The following is a 16,024-nucleotide window of genomic DNA, read 5'->3' on the forward strand; positions in this document are numbered from 1 at the left end:
GGTAAGCTAGCAGGCTCATTCAGCAAGCGACGAAAAGGGACATGGCATGCTCGCTTCCAAGTCACCCCCCCTGACTCCCTGGCTACCGCTGGCCGTGATTGGCGCGAGCCTGGGCTATGCCGTTACTGTCTTGACGCGCTTGCCCTGGTGGACGCTTTTCATCACCGCCACCGTGTGGATGCTGATAGGCCTCAAGCTACGCTGGGGCGCTCCCTTGAACGCTCGCTACCGCCCCGTCTGGCCATGGTCGCTGCTACCGCTGAGCCTATTTGGCATTTACGTCTATTTGGTGGATAGCTTTGGCAGCGTGGACCTGGGCGCGGTATTTTTCCACCTGCAAGCGGGCATGGCCGACCATGGCGGTGGCGGCAAAATGGTCATGGCAGTGGTATATACGCTGGTCGTGCTCGCCATGCTGATCTCCGTCCTATATATCGCCCGTCACGACCAGCGCTGGCGTCTGACCGAACGCTTTTTTGCCATTGCCTTGTTAGCCGGAAACCCGCTGCTATACGGGCTGGGGCAACGCAGTGCCGCCATCGTCACCGACGATGGGGCCTGGCTGGATCGACGCTACGTTCAGCCGCCGCTGGAAGACCAGCCCGGTGCTCCTAACTTGCTGCTCCTCTACCTGGAAAGCATCGAGCGTACCTATCGTCACGACATATTCGGCAATGCCTATGATGACCTTGACGCACTGGGGGCGCGTGGCGTCGTTTTCGAAGGCGTGCAGCAAATGGACAACACCGGCTGGACCATGGCCGGGATGATCGCCAGCCAGTGCGGCGTGCCCCTGATGCCCGCTGGCCTGTTGCATGACAGCCAGTTCGAACCCCTTTCTCAGGTCGTGCCTGGCGTAGACTGCCTGGGCGATATTCTTGCGGGTCAAGGTTACCGGCTCAGCTATCTGGGTGGCGCCAGTACGCAGTTTGCGGGTAAAGGTCTCTTTTACAGAGGGCATCAGTTCGACACGGTCAAGGGCAAGGAGGATTTCATCACGGACATGGACGACCCCGAGTATCTCAATAGCTGGGGCCTCTATGACGATACCCTCTACGACTTCACCGTCGACGAAATACGTCGCTTGAACCGTGAAGACGATGGCCCCTGGGCAGTGGTCAACCTGAGCATCGCGGGCCATGCACCCAACGGCTTTCCCGCCCAGCGCTGCCGGGACCGCCAAGGGGCCTTCGATGGCCAGGACATTCTTTACTCCGTGGAGTGTTCGGCCTGGCTGGCCCGCGATCTGATCGAACGCCTGGAAGCAGAAAACCTGCTGGAGAATACGCTGGTGGTGGTGCTCAGCGACCACCTGACCATGCGCGTGTCGGTATGGGACCAACTGACGGCGCTGGATCGCGACAATACCTTTATCATGCTAGGCGACAGGGTGGTGCCCCAGCGGATACGCCGCGAAGCCACCATGCTGGACGTGTTTCCCACCATACTGGACGCCATGGGATTGCCGCTACACGAGGGTCGTGCAGGCCTTGGCACCTCCCTGCTGGGCCGCCGCGCGACCCTGGCGGAAACCCACGGGCTGAGTACGCTCAATGCTCGCCTGCGCGAAGAAACGGCCCTCCAGCACCGGCTATGGGAAGGACTCGCTCCTCAGCGCAGAGAGACCGAGGAGAGTTCCTCGGCGCAGGTCATGGAGACCCCGGCCGATCAAGCCGAAGAAGTCGAGATCCTTCACTGACAGCTGCCTTGGCAGCCCCCTCACGGCAGGCCGACGCAGATCGACTGATAGACGCGCTCGACGGACAAGTCATTGAGACAGTTGGTATGACCCAACGGGCAAACCCGTTCGAAGCATGGCGAGCAGGAGAGCCCCAGGTAGTGAATGGACGCCTGTTCGGTGAGGGGCGGCGTATAGGCAGGAGACGACGATCCATACAGCGCCTGAATACGTACCCCAACTGCTGCCGCTACGTGCATCAGGCCAGAATCATTGGTCACTACCTGGCAGCAATCGGCCAGCAGATCGACGGCGTCGGCCAGCTGGGTTTTCCCGCACAGATTGTGCGCATGCGACAACCCCTTCACGATCGCCTGCCCTGCCTCATGGTCCTTTGCTCCGCCCAGCACGCGCACCTCGAAACCGTCCTGGGTGAGCTTCGCCGCCAACTGGTGAAAGTAGGCCAGCGGCCACTGCTTGGCCGGCCCATACTCAGCGCCTGGCATCATGCCGATTGCTGGGCGGGAAGAGAGCGCGAGGCTCAACCGCAGATTCACCAGGTTGTCACGGTCAATGGTGAGCCTGGGCTTGGGAATGGCAAACTGGCCAGTTTGCGCTTCAGAGGCAGGAAGCCCCAGCGAGACAAAGCGCTTGACGGTCTGATCCAGCACCTGTTTATCCAGCTTGCGGCGCTCTTTCAGCAGCCCGTAACGATGCTCCCCCAGGAACCCTACCCGCTCAGGGATCCGTGCCATGAAAGGCACCAGCGCCGCCTTCCAGGAGCGCGGCAGCACAATGGCGCGGTCAAAGCGGCCCCGCAACCGAGCGGCCAGCTCCCGCCGACTCGCCAGGCCAAATTCACCATGGCCGACCTCCAGTGGCAACACCTCATCGACTTCGGGCATGCGCTCGAGAATCGGCTGCGACCAGGCCGGGGCCACCACGCCCAGCGTGGCCCCCGGGGTGCGCGCCTTCAAAGTCATGAACAGGCTTTGCGCCATGACCATATCGCCGACCCAGGAGGGGCCGACCACCAGAAGCCGCTTGGCAGAGTCAGCCATTCAGCCACTCCAGATAAGCCTTGACCCCCTGAGCCACCGTCTTGAACTCGACATCACATCCCGCTGCTCGCAGGTGGCCGATGTCCGCACGGGTATAGCTCTGGTAGCGCCCCTTCAGCTCCTGGGGGAACGGGATATAGTCGATTTCGCCCTGACCATAGAAATCGATCACCGCTTCACCAATCGCCTTGAAAGGTTCGGCACGGCCCGTACCCAGGTTGAAGATGCCCGACGCGCTGGGGTTGTCCAGGAACCAAAGGTTCACGTCGACCACATCGCCGACGTAGACAAAGTCGCGACTCTGCATGCCCGCCTCATAGCCGCCGTAGGCACCGAACAGTTTCAGCGTTTCGCCGTTACGGATCTGGAGATGGTTGTGGTATGCCACGCTCGCCATCTTGCCCTTGTGTTGCTCTCGAGGGCCGTAGACGTTGAAGTAGCGGAAACCTACTACCTGGGTAGTCAGCTCGTTCCAGCGCGAACGCACGTGCTGATCGAACAGCAGCTTGGAGTAGCCATAGACGTTGAGCGGTTTCTCGTGCTCAGGGGCTTCCTTGAATACGTCGCTGCCGCCGTAGGTGGCCGCTGACGAGGCGTACAGAAACGGAATGCCCAGCTTCTCGCAGTAGTTGAGCAGCACCTTGGAGTACTCGAAGTTGTTCTCCATCATGTAGTGGCCGTCCCACTCCGTGGTATCCGAGCAGGCACCCTCATGGAAAATCGCATCGATGGTCGGCAGGTCTACCGTTTCACCGCGCAGCGCGGCTTTCACCCGGGCAATGAAATCATCCTTGTCCAGGTAGTCGGCGAGCGTGCAGTCCGCCAGGTTGACGAATTTGGTGCCATCGCGCAGGTCGTCGACCACCATCACATCGTCACGGCCACGAGCATTTAGCGCTTTGACAATATTGGCGCCGATAAACCCGGCGCCGCCTGTTACCACGATCATCTCGTTCTCCTTATCAAAAGCGGCTGTTTTGCTAACGTGCCTATAACCCATCTGCCTGTAATTGTATACTTGACGGCTTATGAATTCATGGTCAACGGTGCTTTCCGCGATGAGTGTCTCGACAAACCAATCGACACCCGATGTGTCGACCTTTCAAGGCTTGATCCTTGCTCTGCAACAGTACTGGGCAGAACAGGGCTGTGTGATTCTCCAGCCCCTCGATATGGAAGTCGGCGCGGGCACCTTCCACCCCGCCACCTTCCTGCGGGCGATTGGCCCCGAAACCTGGAACGCTGCCTATGTGCAGCCTTCCCGCCGCCCCACCGACGGCCGCTACGGCGAAAATCCCAATCGCCTGCAGCACTACTACCAGTTTCAGGTGGTGATGAAGCCCTCCCCCAGCAATCTGCAAGACCTGTACCTGGGGTCACTGAAGCGCCTGGGCCTCGACCCTCTGGTTCACGACGTTCGCTTCGTGGAAGACAACTGGGAATCCCCCACGCTCGGGGCCTGGGGCCTAGGCTGGGAAGTATGGCTCAACGGCATGGAGGTCACCCAGTTCACCTACTTCCAGCAGGCGGGCGGCATCGAGTGCTACCCCGTCACCGGCGAGCTGACCTACGGCCTCGAACGTATCGCCATGTACCTGCAAAACGTCGATAGCGTTTACGATCTGGTCTGGGCCATTGCGCCGGACGGCAGCAAGGTCAGCTACGGCGATGTTTACCTGCAAAACGAGCGGGAGCAGTCAGCCTACAACTTCGAGCACGCCGACGTCGACCAGCTCTTTGCTGCCTTCGACCATCAGGAAAAAGAGTGCAGCAAACTGCTGGCCGCCAGCCTGCCCCTGCCCGCCTACGAGCAAGTGCTCAAGGCGTCGCACACTTTCAACCTGCTGGATGCGCGCCACGCCATCTCGGTCACCGAACGTCAACGCTTCATCCTGCGTGTGCGGACCATGGCCCGTGACGTGGCGACCGCCTACTTCGAATCACGCAAAGCAGCGGGGTTCCCCATGGCACCCGAGGCCCTGCGCCGCGAACTGCTAGCCGACCAGGGAGACGCATAATGGCCGTTGATACGCTTTTACTGGAACTGGGTGCCGAGGAGCTGCCGCCTACCGCCCTGGACGCGCTCTCTGATGCGTTTGCTGCGGGTATTGAAAAAGGTCTGCAGGAAGCAGAGGTTCCGTTTCAGTCCGTCACTGCCTATGCAACACCGCGTCGCCTGGCCGTCCAGGTATCGGGGTTGGCCGACAAGCAGCCGGATCGTGAAGTGGAACGCCGCGGTCCCGCGCTGGCTGCCGCATTCAAGGATGGCGTGCCCACCAAGGCCGCCGAAGGCTTTGCGCGCTCCTGTGGCGTCAGTGTAGATGAGCTGATTCACCTGGAAACCGATAAAGGCACCTGGCTGGGCTTCCAGGAGCAGCAGCAAGGTGAGCGTGTCCAGGCGCTACTGCCAGAGATGATTCGCAAGACGCTTCAATCGCTGCCGGTGCCCAAGAACATGCGCTGGGGCGCGTCTCGTGTGGAGTTCTCCCGCCCGGTACACTGGCTGGTCGCCCTGTATGGCAAGGAAGTGATTGCCGCAGAAGCACTAGGCCTGCAGGCCAGCCGCACCACCTACGGTCATCGTTTCCACGCCCCGGATGCGATCCAGCTCGAACACGCCGACGATTATCTGGCAGCACTGGAAAACGCCTACGTGCTGGCCGACCGTCAGCAGCGCCGCGAGCGTATTCGTGAACAGGTGCTGGCCGAGGCAGAAGTTCAGGAAGCCAACGCGGTCATCGATGAAGACCTGCTGGTCGAGGTCAGCGGTTTGGTCGAGTGGCCCGTGGCATTGACCGGCAGCTTCGATGAGCGCTTTTTGGACGTGCCCGCCGAGTGCCTGATCTCCTCCATGAAGGCCAACCAGAAATACTTCCACCTGCTGGATGACCAGGGCAAGCTCAAGCCGCTATTCATCACCATTTCCAACATCGAAAGCCAGGACCCTGATCAGGTCATTGCCGGCAATGAGAAGGTCATCCGTCCTCGCCTCGCGGATGCTGCATTCTTCTACGATACCGACCGCAAAAAAACGCTGGCATCGCGCATTCCTCAGCTGGAAAGCGTCGTGTTTCAGCAGCAGCTCGGCACGCTGGCAGACAAGGCACGCCGCAGCACGGCCATTGCTACCTTCATCGCCGAGCGCATCCAGGGGGATGTCGCCCACGCTCAGCGTGCCGTGGCACTGGCCAAATGCGACCTGGTCACTGAGATGGTACTCGAGTTCCCCGAGCTGCAAGGCATCATGGGCCGCTACTACGCCGAGCAGGATGGCGAGCCTGCCGAAGTAGCCCAGGCACTGGAAGAGCAGTACCTGCCGCGCTTTGCCAGCGACGCCATCCCCGCCAGCCTGACTGGCCAGGCACTGGCCCTGGCAGACCGCCTGGATACGCTGGTGGGCATCTTCGGCATCGGCCAGCGCCCCACGGGCGCCAAGGACCCCTTTGCCCTGCGCCGCGCGTCCATTGGTGTGCTGAATATCCTGGTAAAAGGCGAGCTGAACCTCGACTTGCGTGAACTGCTGCAGGTCGCCGTCGACCAGCACCAGCAACTGCCCAAAGCCGAAGGACTGGTAGAGGAAGTGCTGACCTACATGCTCGACCGCTTCCGCGCCTGGGGGCAGGACGAAGGCATTACCGCCGATATGTACCTGGCCGTGCGTGCGCGTCCCGTCAGCAAGCCGCTGGACTTTGCGCGTCGGTTACGTGCCGTCAAAGCCTTTGCCCAGCGTGAGGAAGCCACCGCTCTGGCGGCTGCCAACAAGCGTGTCTCCAATATCCTGAGCAAGCAGGCGCACGATGGCAGCACGCAAGTCGATACCACACTGCTTCAGGAGAGCCCCGAGCAGACACTGGCGAAGGCCGTCATCCACTGTCAGCAGCAGGTAGCTCCGCTATTTGCCGCCGGTGAGTACCAACAGGCCCTGGACACCCTGGCAACGCTGCGTGAGCCGGTCGATACGTTCTTCGATCAGGTCATGGTCATGGCCGATGACGAGGCCGTGCGTCGCAACCGCCTTGCTCTGCTCGCCAGCCTGCAGGCGCTTTTCCTGGAAGTCGCGGATATTTCTCAGCTACCCCAGTAAGCCTCTACTCGTAAGCGCATGCAACCCGGCCCTGGTGGCCGGGTTTTTTGTTGAATGTATTCAACGAAGCTTTTGTTTCACGTGAAACATCAAGATAAAATTAATGAAACATTTCAATTGCCGCTGCGTCTGATATACCGGGCGGCCACGCACTTACGCCGTCAAGGGAGTTGGCCATGTACGATATGTTTCTTTTCGATACTCTGCCTCAGCAGCAGTCCAATATGGCATCCTATGAGCTGGCAGGGCGAAAGGTCTGGCTGAAAAAAGCGGCTAAACGGAACTCACGGCTGGCTTACCTGCCGCTGACCTTGATGGCGCGCTGGCTGAACATCGAAGCACTCAAACCAGTGCCCAACCTGGGCGGCCAAGAGAGCGTGGCGCTGGAAGCCAGTCGTATTAAAGCGCTGTCTGCCGCAGGCATCGCCGTACCGACCATTCTGGCAGAAACCCCCGACGCCCTTTTGCTGGCCGATGCAGGCAGTGAGGATGAGCCTGCAGCCACGCTGCTGGATAAATTGACCCAGGCGCAAACACCGGAAGAAATCGACCAACTGTTAAACCTCGGTATTTCAGCGCTCAATGATGTGCATGAGCGCAGCTGCTACCTTAGCGAGGCTTTTGCACGCAACATTCTGGTCAACAAGGATGGGGTCGTGTTCATCGATTTCGAAACGGACCCAGGCCAGGTACACGAACTCACCGACTGCATGGTGCGCGATTGGCACTGTTTCATCTTTTCTCTCTATGGCAAGCTGAGCAAACGACCACTTCATCGTGAACGCCTGACCGCAGCCCTGATGGACGGCCTGCAGGCCACCCGGGACGATGTACGCGAACGCTTTCTGGCAACCTTGCCGCGCCTGCAGCATCTCCAGAAAATCCCTTTCCAGCGCTTTGGCAGCGATGGCAAGAAAATTGCCCATACCCTGCATGCCCTCGCGCTACTGAATCAGCACCTACGCAGTAAATAGGACTTTCATGCCTTCGATGACTTCTTTGATGCCAGAACGGCTCGTGATTCTTGACCGGGATGGCGTCATCAATCACGACTCGGATGACTACATCAAGTCCCTGGCGGAGTGGGTGCCCTACCCTGCTTCCATTACGGCCATCGCGCGGCTTTCACAGGCTGGCTTTACGGTGGCGGTAGCCACCAACCAATCAGGCATTGCACGGGGCTATTACGATGAAGCCACCCTGGCAGCCATGCATCATCGCATGAGCAGCCTGGTAGAAGCCGAAGGTGGCCAGATTGCGCACATCGCATATTGCCCCCATGGGCCGCAAGATGACTGCACCTGCCGAAAACCGTTGCCCGGCCTACTGACGCAAATACAGCAGGCACTTGGCCTGGATCACCTAGGGGGTAGCTGGATGGTAGGTGACAGCCTGCGAGATCTGCAGGCCGGAGAGGCGGCAGGTTGCCAAAGTGTGCTGGTAAAGACAGGCAAAGGTGAGAGAACGCTAGCCAAAAGTGTGGGCCTGGAACACACGCTGGTCGTCAATGACCTTGCCGAATTCGTTGACCAGTTGTTAGCCGGTGCACTGGATACTCACCCACGGCGTGGCTGAAGGTGAGTTAAGCGCCAAACCTGACCACATGCCAGGCTCTTATATATAGCCTCATACAAAAAAGCCGCAGAGGGCGATGCCCACTGCGGCTTTTCTTATTCAATGTTTCACGTGAAACATCTTTCATTAACGACCGCTAGCTAATGGAGTACAGCGCTATACGTCGAGATTCGCCACCAGAGCGTTGGTTTCGATAAAGTCACGGCGTGGCTCTACTTCATCGCCCATCAAGGTGTTGAACATCATATCGGCGGCAACGGCGTCTTCAATGGTCACGCGCAGCATGCGGCGACTATCAGGGTCCATAGTGGTTTCCCAGAGCTGATCCGGGTTCATTTCCCCCAGCCCTTTATAGCGCTGCACTGACAGGCCACGCTGGCCCTCATGCATCAACCAGGCCAGCACATCAGAGAAGTGACTAACCGGCTTCTGACGCTCGCCACGGGCAATATAGGCGCCCTCTTCCAACAACCCGTTAAGCGTTTGCCCAAGCCCTGAAATCGCGCGATAGTCGGCACTCTCGAAGAAATCCAGCCCCCACACATAATCGGTCGTCACGCCATGAGCAATCAGTGATACTGCGGGAAGGTGCAGGCCACGCTCGGTGTCTTCCTGAAGATGGAACTGATAACGCGGGCCGCCCTCATACGCCACTTTGTCATCCATGGCTTTCTGAAGCTCGGCAATCCAGTTCTGCATGGTACCGCGATCTTTGAGGCTGGCTTCCCCTTGCAGTGCAGTGGCATGTACTGCCTGCTTCAATACCTCAATGGGGTAAACACGTGCCAGGCGATCAATCCGCTTCATGACATTGCGGTACTGATTCACCAGGGCCTCGAGCTGCGAGCCTGCGATGCCCGGTGCATCGGCATTCACATGGAGCCCTGCACCATCCAGTGCCGTCGTGGTCAGGTAGTCCACCATGGCCTGCTCGTCTTTCAGGTAGAGCTCCTGCTTGCCACGCTTGATCTTGTACAACGGTGGCTGCGCGATAAAGATATGGCCCCGCTCGATCAGCTCGGGCATCTGGCGGAAGAAGAACGTCAGCAGCAGCGTACGAATATGCGAACCATCCACGTCGGCGTCCGTCATGATGATGACCGAGTGGTAGCGCAGCTTGTCAGGGTTGAACTCTTCGCGGCCGATACCGCATCCCAATGCCGTGATCAGCGTGCCTACCTCGGCGGAAGAGAGCATCTTGTCGAAGCGTGCCTTCTCGACGTTTAGAATCTTGCCCTTCAATGGCAGGATGGCCTGGGTACGACGGTCACGACCCTGCTTGGCACTGCCGCCGGCCGAGTCACCCTCCACCAGGTAAAGTTCTGACTGGCTGGGGTCTTTCTCCTGACAATCAGCCAGCTTGCCGGGCAAGCCAGCAATGTCCAGAGCCCCCTTACGACGCGTCATGTCACGCGCTTTGCGGGCAGCTTCACGGGCTCGCGCCGCGTCGATCATCTTGTTGACGATCGACTTGGCTTCATTGGGCTTTTCGATCAGGTAGTCTGCGAACAGGCGACCCATCTCCTGCTCTACCGCCGTTTTCACTTCGGAAGAAACCAGCTTGTCCTTGGTCTGCGAGGAGAACTTGGGATCCGGCACCTTCACCGAAATGATGGCCGTCAAACCTTCGCGGGCATCATCACCGGAGGTATTGACCTTCGATTTCTTGAGAAGATTTTCAGCTTCGATGTAATGATTCAGCGTTCGCGTGAGGGCTGCCCGAAATCCTGCCAGGTGGGTGCCACCGTCTCGCTGGGGAATGTTGTTGGTGTAGCAGAAGATGTTTTCTGTAAACGCATCGCTCCACTGCATGGCCACTTCGACTTCCACTCCGTCTTCGCGCTCCGCATTGAAGTGGAAAACCGGATTGAGAACGGTCTTGTTCTTGTTGAGGTGATCAACAAAGGCTTTCAAGCCACCCTCATAGTGGAAGAGCTCTTCCTTACCACTGCGCTCATCCATCAGGCGAATTGCAACGCCGGAGTTCAGGAAGGAGAGTTCACGTAGCCGCTTGGCCAGAATATCGTAGTGAAACTCGATATTGGCGAACGTGGCAGGAGACGGACGAAAATGTACGCGAGTGCCGCTTTTTTCAGTTTTGCCCACGACACCAAGCGGAGCCTGCGGCACGCCGTGGTGATAGATCTGCTCGAATACTTCGCCTTGCCGCCAGATGGTGAGACGCAGCTCTTCTGAAAGCGCGTTAACCACCGAGACACCTACCCCGTGCAGCCCGCCAGACACCTTGTAGGAGTTGTCATCGAACTTGCCGCCTGCGTGCAGCACGGTCATGATGACCTCAGCTGCCGAAACGCCTTCGCCTTCATGCAGTTCAGTCGGAATACCGCGGCCGTTATCACTCACGGTGATCGACTCATCCGGGTGGATGACGACGCGAATTTCACTGCAGTGGCCTGCCAGAGCTTCATCGATGGAGTTATCCACCAGCTCGAAAACCATGTGGTGCAGCCCGGTGCCATCGTCGGTATCACCGATGTACATGCCCGGACGCTTGCGTACTGCGTCCAGTCCTTTGAGCACCTTGATGCTTGATGAATCGTAAGCCTGCTCGCTCATTGACCACTCCGTCGTGAAGTCTGTCTGGTTCCGTGTCGTTTAGCCATCCGTCTCCAATTGACTCCATCCAGCCGGGGAATGTTTCACGTGAAACATTTTTATGTCCGTACTGGCTTGCCAACTATTCCTTAGAGCCGTGGCTTCAACGCTGGTAATAAAAGCCTGACACTGCATTTCTTCCAGTAAATGGCAAAATTGATGGCGGTGCCTGTCATCCAGCTCCGCAGGTAAATCATCAATCAGATAGATACAGTGCCGCTGCGTGGTACTTTCCAGAAGCCGCCCCTGAGCCAGCTTCAGCGCACTGACGACCAATTTCTGCTGGCCTCTGGAAAGCACCTCGACGGCGGGCTGCTTGTTCAATCGAATACGCAGGTCTGCTCTCTGGGGGCCCTGCTGGGTAAACCCCATCTGCTGATCCGTCTCTCGGCTATCTCTCAGCACTTCCGCCAGAGAGCGTTGCTTATCCCACCCTCGGGCATAGCGAAGCGTCAGGCCAGGTAGCGGCAGCAATTTATGCAGCGTTTCTTCGAACATGGGCAAGAACTGGCTAAACCACTCAAGGCGAAGCCGATCCATCTCTTCGCCCCACTGTGCAAGCTCTTGCTCCCAAACAACCAGCTCACTGGCCACCATTCTACCACGCCTGAGAAGGGCATTCCGATGTTTCACTGCTCGGCGCGTTCTTCGCCAGGCATCCAGAAAATGATGTTTCACGTGAAACACACCCCAGTCGAGAAACTCTCTACGCCCGGCAGGAGAGCCCTCCAGCAACCTGAAGGCATCGGGATTGATGAGCTGTAGGGGCATCGCCTCCACGAGCTCGGCCAAGCGCACCCCCTTCTCCCCCCTCAAACGCAGCTCCAGCTCGCGCTGAGTGCGTAATCGCCTGATCCCCAGGGTAACCTCAGGGTCACCCGCCAAACGGCCATACAGGGTCATATATGGGGCTTCCGTCTGGATGGCATGCTTGAGCTGACGGGTTCGAAAGGAGCGCCCCATACCCAGCACATGAATACCTTCCAGAACGCTGGTCTTGCCACTGCCATTATCGCCGTGCAGCACATTGATGCGCGGCGATGGCTGCACGGTGGTGGGGGCCAGGTTACGCAGGCCGTGGAAAGTAAGCTCCTTGATGCTCATGCGTCGATGTCACTCTTCAAGACCATTGACTGCCGTCCAGCACACGTGAAAACGGCGCTTCTGAAACCAGAAGCGCCGTCATAGATAACGTCCTGCTGCCGTTTATAGACGCATGGGCATGACGACGTACAGCGCATCACCGCCACCTGGCTCTTCCAGCAGCGCACTGCTATTGGGGTCAGCCAACGTCATTTGAACGCGGTCTTCATTCAACACGGAAAGCACGTCCACCAGATAACTAACGTTGAAGCCGACTTCCATGGCACTGCCATTGTATTCGACAGCGACGTTCTCCTCGGCTTCTTCCTGTTCCGGGTTGTTGGCCATCACCTTGAGATTGCCCTCTTCCAGATAGAGACGAACACCACGGTACTTCTCGTTGGAGAGGATGGCGGTCCGCGACAGCACCTGACGCAACTCGGCGCGCTCGGCGATCAGCACCTTGTCACCATTGCGCGGCACAACACGTTCGTAGTCCGGGAATTTACCGTCAACCAGCTTGGTCGTGAACGTAAAATCACCCGTGTGAGCACGCACATGGGTCGCGCCCAGCGTCAGGCTTACGGGCTCGTCACTGTCGTCAAGTAAGCGAGAAAGCTCCAGAATACCCTTGCGCGGCACGATCAGTTTCTGCGCCTGGCTGACGGCCACTTCTACCGGACGTGAGCACATGGCCAGCCGATGCCCATCGGTGGCCACCGTGCGCAGCAGATTGCTCTGAATCTCCAGCAGCATGCCATTCAGGTAGTAGCGCACGTCCTGCTGGGCCATGGCGAAGGATGTCGACTCGATCAAGTGCTTCAACGTACCGCGCGGTACGCTCAACTCCTGGCTACCATCCGCATCTTCGATGTTGGGAAACTCTGCAACCGGAAGTGTAGAAAGTGTAAAGCGCGAACGACCACTACGTAATACGGCGCGCCCGTCCTCCACAGCCAGTTGAATATCCGACTGATCCCGCAATGACTTGCAGATATCCATCAGCTTGCGCGCAGGAACCGTTGCTGCGCCTGGCTGGTCCACTTGGCTGGCCACCGTGCGCCCCACCAATTCGACTTCCAGGTCGGTACCGGTCAGCGCTACCTGATCACCTTCGACCTGGATCAAGACGTTCGACAGCACAGGCAGCGTTTGGCGCCGTTCTACGACCCCCGCCACCAGAGTCAGCGGGCGAAGCAGCGCCTCTCGGGAAATGGTAAATTTCATCGAAACTCCGGTTTTCTATCCTGAAAGGCCCACCGCAGCAGGCCGACATAATGGGTTAGCTGGTCAGCAGGCGCAGGAGGTTCTTGTAGTCCTCGCGAATATCTGCGCTCTCCTCCTGCAACGCCTTCACTTTACGACAAGCGTGCAATACCGTCGTATGGTCTCGCCCACCAAAGGCATCACCAATTTCCGGCAGGCTGTGATTGGTCAACTCCTTGGCCAGCGCCATGGCCACCTGCCGAGGGCGCGCCACCGAACGAGAGCGTCGCTTGGAGAGCAGGTCCGCCACCTTGATCTTGTAATACTCAGCCACCGTGCGCTGAATATTATCCACCCCCACCTGCTTGTCTTGAAGCGCCAACAGGTCTTTCAACGATTCACGGATGAAGTCCTGGGTGATCGGCTTGCCCATGAAGTGGGAGTCGGCAATGACCTTTTTGAGTGCACCTTCCAGCTCCCGCACGTTGGAACGTATTTTCTGAGCGATGAAGAAGGCTGCATCATGCGGTAACTCGACCTTGGCCTGGTCGGCTTTCTTCATCAGGATCGCGACCCGCGTCTCCAGCTCAGGCGGCTCGATGGCTACCGTCAAGCCCCAACCGAACCGCGACTTCAAGCGTTCTTCGACGCCACTGATCTCTTTGGGGTAGCGATCCGAGGTCAGGATCATCTGCTGGCCACCTTCCAACAAAGCGTTGAAGGTATGGAAAAACTCCTCCTGGGAGCGCTCCTTGCCAGCAAAGAATTGAATATCATCAATCAACAAGGCATCGACACTGCGATAAAAACGCTTGAAGTCATTGATGGCGTTGAGCTGAAGCGCCTTCACCATATCCGCCACGAAGCGCTCGGAGTGCAGATACACCACTCGGGCATTTTCCCGCCTACCTGCCAGGGCATTGCCCACGGCATGCATCAAGTGGGTTTTACCCAAGCCTACCCCGCCGTAGAGGAACAGCGGGTTGTAGGCCCCACCCGGATTTTCGGATACCTGCCGAGAGGCCGCACGCGCCAACTGGTTCGATTTACCTTCCACGAAGGTATCAAAGGTGAAGTTGGGATTCAGGCCGCTGCTGTGCTTGAGGCTACCTTCTACCTGTACCTGGCGCTCGTTGCCGCGTCGGCCGGCGCCCGGCTCTTCGCGCAACTGCTCGATTTCACGCTCATCGCCGACTTCACCGCGGGGTGGAGTATGCACCGCAGGAGCAGGCGCCTGGGCAGGCGATGCAGAGACAGGGTTGCCCAACTCTCTAGGCTGCGGTGCAGCTGCGGAGGTGCGACGACTACCTACGGTAAGGCTGACCTTGGGAGGCTTGGAAGGGGCAAGCTCACGCATCAGCTCACTGATGCGCTTGGCATATTTATCGCTCACCCAATCGCGCACAAAGCGGTTCGGCGCCAACAAGCGAAGCTCGTTGGACTCTCCTTCTTCTGCCTGCAGCGGACGTATCCAGGTATTGAACTGTTGCGAATTCAGTTCGTCCTGCAGGTAGTCCAGGCACTGTTGCCAAAGCGCGAGTGACACTCATCTCACCATCGATTGAAAACGGCCGACCATTGTAGCGCCCAACGAAACGGTTATCCACACGCACTCGAGGCTCTTTTTTGCCTGTGGACAAGTAGCCATGAGGGCTTAGGAAAAGCAGCGGACGGCATGGGTACAAAACCGCATATTGCTGAGTTATGCTGCGTTAATCACACATAAATCACAGCTTTTACGCTGCTTTACAGCCAGTTACCCACAGATTTTTTATCATTTTAAGATCTTGATAAAAATAGAGATAAATGAGTTATCCACAATTAGTATCCCCACTATTAATAACAACAGGTTTAAGAAAATCCATTAGTAATAGTGGTGTCATCGACGTTCGTCAGACTGACAGGGTATCGTGGGTCGCCATTGCCCTTTTCACGCTTTTCATGCAAGGAAAAATTGCACCGAGGCCAGGAAGTCTCTACAATTTCCGGTCTTGAATTGAAACTCCCCGGCTGGTTCCTCACTGGACCGGGTCATCTGGAATTCAATTTCCGTCCTAAACCACGTGGGAATAACGAGTTATGAAACGCACTTTTCAACCCAGCGTTCTCAAGCGCAAGCGCGCGCATGGCTTCCGTGCTCGTATGGCAACCAAGAACGGCCGTGCCGTTATCGCACGCCGCCGTGCCAAAGGCCGCAAGCGTCTGAGCGCCTGATCTCGGATTGCGTGTGTCGCCTCAAGGCTTTCCCCGGTGCTTGCGATTGCTGAACGCTGGGGATTTCAGTCACGTGTTCGAACAAGCCGACTTGAAAGTCCATGGCAAGGGCATGATGGCGCTAGCGCGCCTGAACAGCCTGGGACATCCCCGCATTGGTCTGATAGTCAGCAAGAAAAATGTGAAGCTTGCTGTGGATCGTAACCGCTTCAAGCGCCTGGTTAGAGAATCCGTTCGCCTTCGTCAGGATCGCTTACCCGCTGTGGATATCGTGATCATGGCCAAGCGAGGCGCACAGGAGATCGATAACGAGACGCTGACTCGCCAATTACATGGCATGTGGAAACGGCTTCAGCGCGAGGCTCCGGCGGTATCGACATCTCCGCCATCACATGGCCAGACACGTGACACTTGACGACACACCTCGCCGCTCGACCTCGGCCTGCCGCTTGGCAGGCTTTCGTGTGTCATGGGCCGAGCAAATGACACTGCGCCATTAGCATGTTC

At 58.1% G+C, this 16,024-nt stretch carries 13 protein-coding genes; 7 read left to right on the forward strand and 6 right to left on the reverse strand.

The genetic code is table 11. The features are described from left to right. Positions 1-46 precede the first annotated feature (46 nt). Positions 47-1,699: a sulfatase-like hydrolase/transferase gene (locus CWI66_RS05195; protein ID WP_100731107.1), complete on the forward strand. Its 1,653-nt coding sequence runs from the start codon at positions 47-49 to the stop codon at positions 1,697-1,699. Positions 1,700-1,719: 20 nt separating this feature from the next. On the opposite strand, the gene waaF is transcribed toward CWI66_RS05195, so the two are convergent. Then, complete coding sequence (gene waaF, locus CWI66_RS05200; protein WP_081138450.1) at positions 1,720-2,739, reverse strand: lipopolysaccharide heptosyltransferase II; 1,020 nt, start codon at positions 2,737-2,739, stop codon at positions 1,720-1,722. Then, a complete protein-coding gene (gene rfaD / locus CWI66_RS05205) occupies positions 2,732-3,688 on the reverse strand; it encodes an ADP-glyceromanno-heptose 6-epimerase (RefSeq protein ID WP_016915616.1) in 957 nt (318 codons plus the stop codon). The genes waaF and rfaD overlap by 8 nt, the downstream gene beginning before the upstream one ends. Positions 3,689-3,797: 109 nt before the next feature. Here rfaD and glyQ point away from each other — a divergent pair, with 109 nt between their 5' ends. The 4 genes from glyQ (at position 3,798) to gmhB (ending at position 8,398) form a co-directional block, all read left to right on the forward strand. Beyond that, positions 3,798-4,757, forward strand: coding sequence for a glycine--tRNA ligase subunit alpha (gene glyQ, locus CWI66_RS05210; protein WP_026001915.1), 960 nt, complete (start codon positions 3,798-3,800; stop codon positions 4,755-4,757). Then, positions 4,757-6,823 (forward strand): glycine--tRNA ligase subunit beta, encoded by a 2,067-nt coding sequence (glyS, locus tag CWI66_RS05215; RefSeq protein WP_100731108.1) that lies wholly within the window; start codon positions 4,757-4,759, stop codon positions 6,821-6,823. Before glyQ ends, glyS begins: the two co-directional genes overlap by 1 nt. A 176-nt stretch (positions 6,824-6,999) precedes the next feature. Beyond that, positions 7,000-7,797 carry a hypothetical protein gene (locus tag CWI66_RS05220; protein ID WP_100731109.1) on the forward strand — a complete coding sequence of 266 codons (798 nt, stop codon included), beginning with the start codon at positions 7,000-7,002 and terminating at the stop codon, positions 7,795-7,797. A gap of 28 nt (positions 7,798-7,825) precedes the next feature. Then, positions 7,826-8,398 carry a D-glycero-beta-D-manno-heptose 1,7-bisphosphate 7-phosphatase gene (gene gmhB / locus CWI66_RS05225; protein ID WP_100731110.1) on the forward strand — a complete coding sequence of 191 codons (573 nt, stop codon included), beginning with the start codon at positions 7,826-7,828 and terminating at the stop codon, positions 8,396-8,398. Positions 8,399-8,554: 156 nt separating this feature from the next. Here the strand turns inward: gmhB and gyrB are convergent, their stop codons facing one another. The 4 genes from gyrB to dnaA form a co-directional block, all read right to left on the reverse strand. Further along, entirely contained in the window at positions 8,555-10,975 is a 2,421-nt protein-coding gene (gene gyrB, locus CWI66_RS05230) for a DNA topoisomerase (ATP-hydrolyzing) subunit B (RefSeq protein WP_100731111.1), read from the reverse strand. A gap of 39 nt (positions 10,976-11,014) precedes the next feature. Then, positions 11,015-12,118, reverse strand: a complete 1,104-nt coding sequence (gene recF, locus CWI66_RS05235) for a DNA replication/repair protein RecF (RefSeq protein ID WP_100731112.1) — start codon at positions 12,116-12,118, stop codon at positions 11,015-11,017. Positions 12,119-12,220: 102 nt separating this feature from the next. Next, entirely contained in the window at positions 12,221-13,324 is a 1,104-nt protein-coding gene (dnaN, locus tag CWI66_RS05240) for a DNA polymerase III subunit beta (protein ID WP_081193807.1), read from the reverse strand. Positions 13,325-13,379: 55 nt separating this feature from the next. After that, positions 13,380-14,849 (reverse strand): chromosomal replication initiator protein DnaA, encoded by a 1,470-nt coding sequence (gene dnaA / locus CWI66_RS05245; protein ID WP_016915608.1) that lies wholly within the window; start codon positions 14,847-14,849, stop codon positions 13,380-13,382. 533 nt (positions 14,850-15,382) lie between these two features. On the opposite strand from dnaA, the gene rpmH reads away from it, so the two are divergent. Further along, positions 15,383-15,517 carry a 50S ribosomal protein L34 gene (gene rpmH, locus CWI66_RS05250; protein ID WP_009723348.1) on the forward strand — a complete coding sequence of 45 codons (135 nt, stop codon included), beginning with the start codon at positions 15,383-15,385 and terminating at the stop codon, positions 15,515-15,517. 13 nt (positions 15,518-15,530) lie between these two features. Beyond that, positions 15,531-15,932, forward strand: a complete 402-nt coding sequence (gene rnpA / locus CWI66_RS05255) for a ribonuclease P protein component (protein WP_139788486.1) — start codon at positions 15,531-15,533, stop codon at positions 15,930-15,932. Positions 15,933-16,024: the final 92 nt, after the last annotated feature.

It is taken from the genome of Halomonas sp. 141, from assembly GCF_002810305.1.
GTDB lineage: Bacteria > Pseudomonadota > Gammaproteobacteria > Pseudomonadales > Halomonadaceae > Vreelandella > Vreelandella stevensii.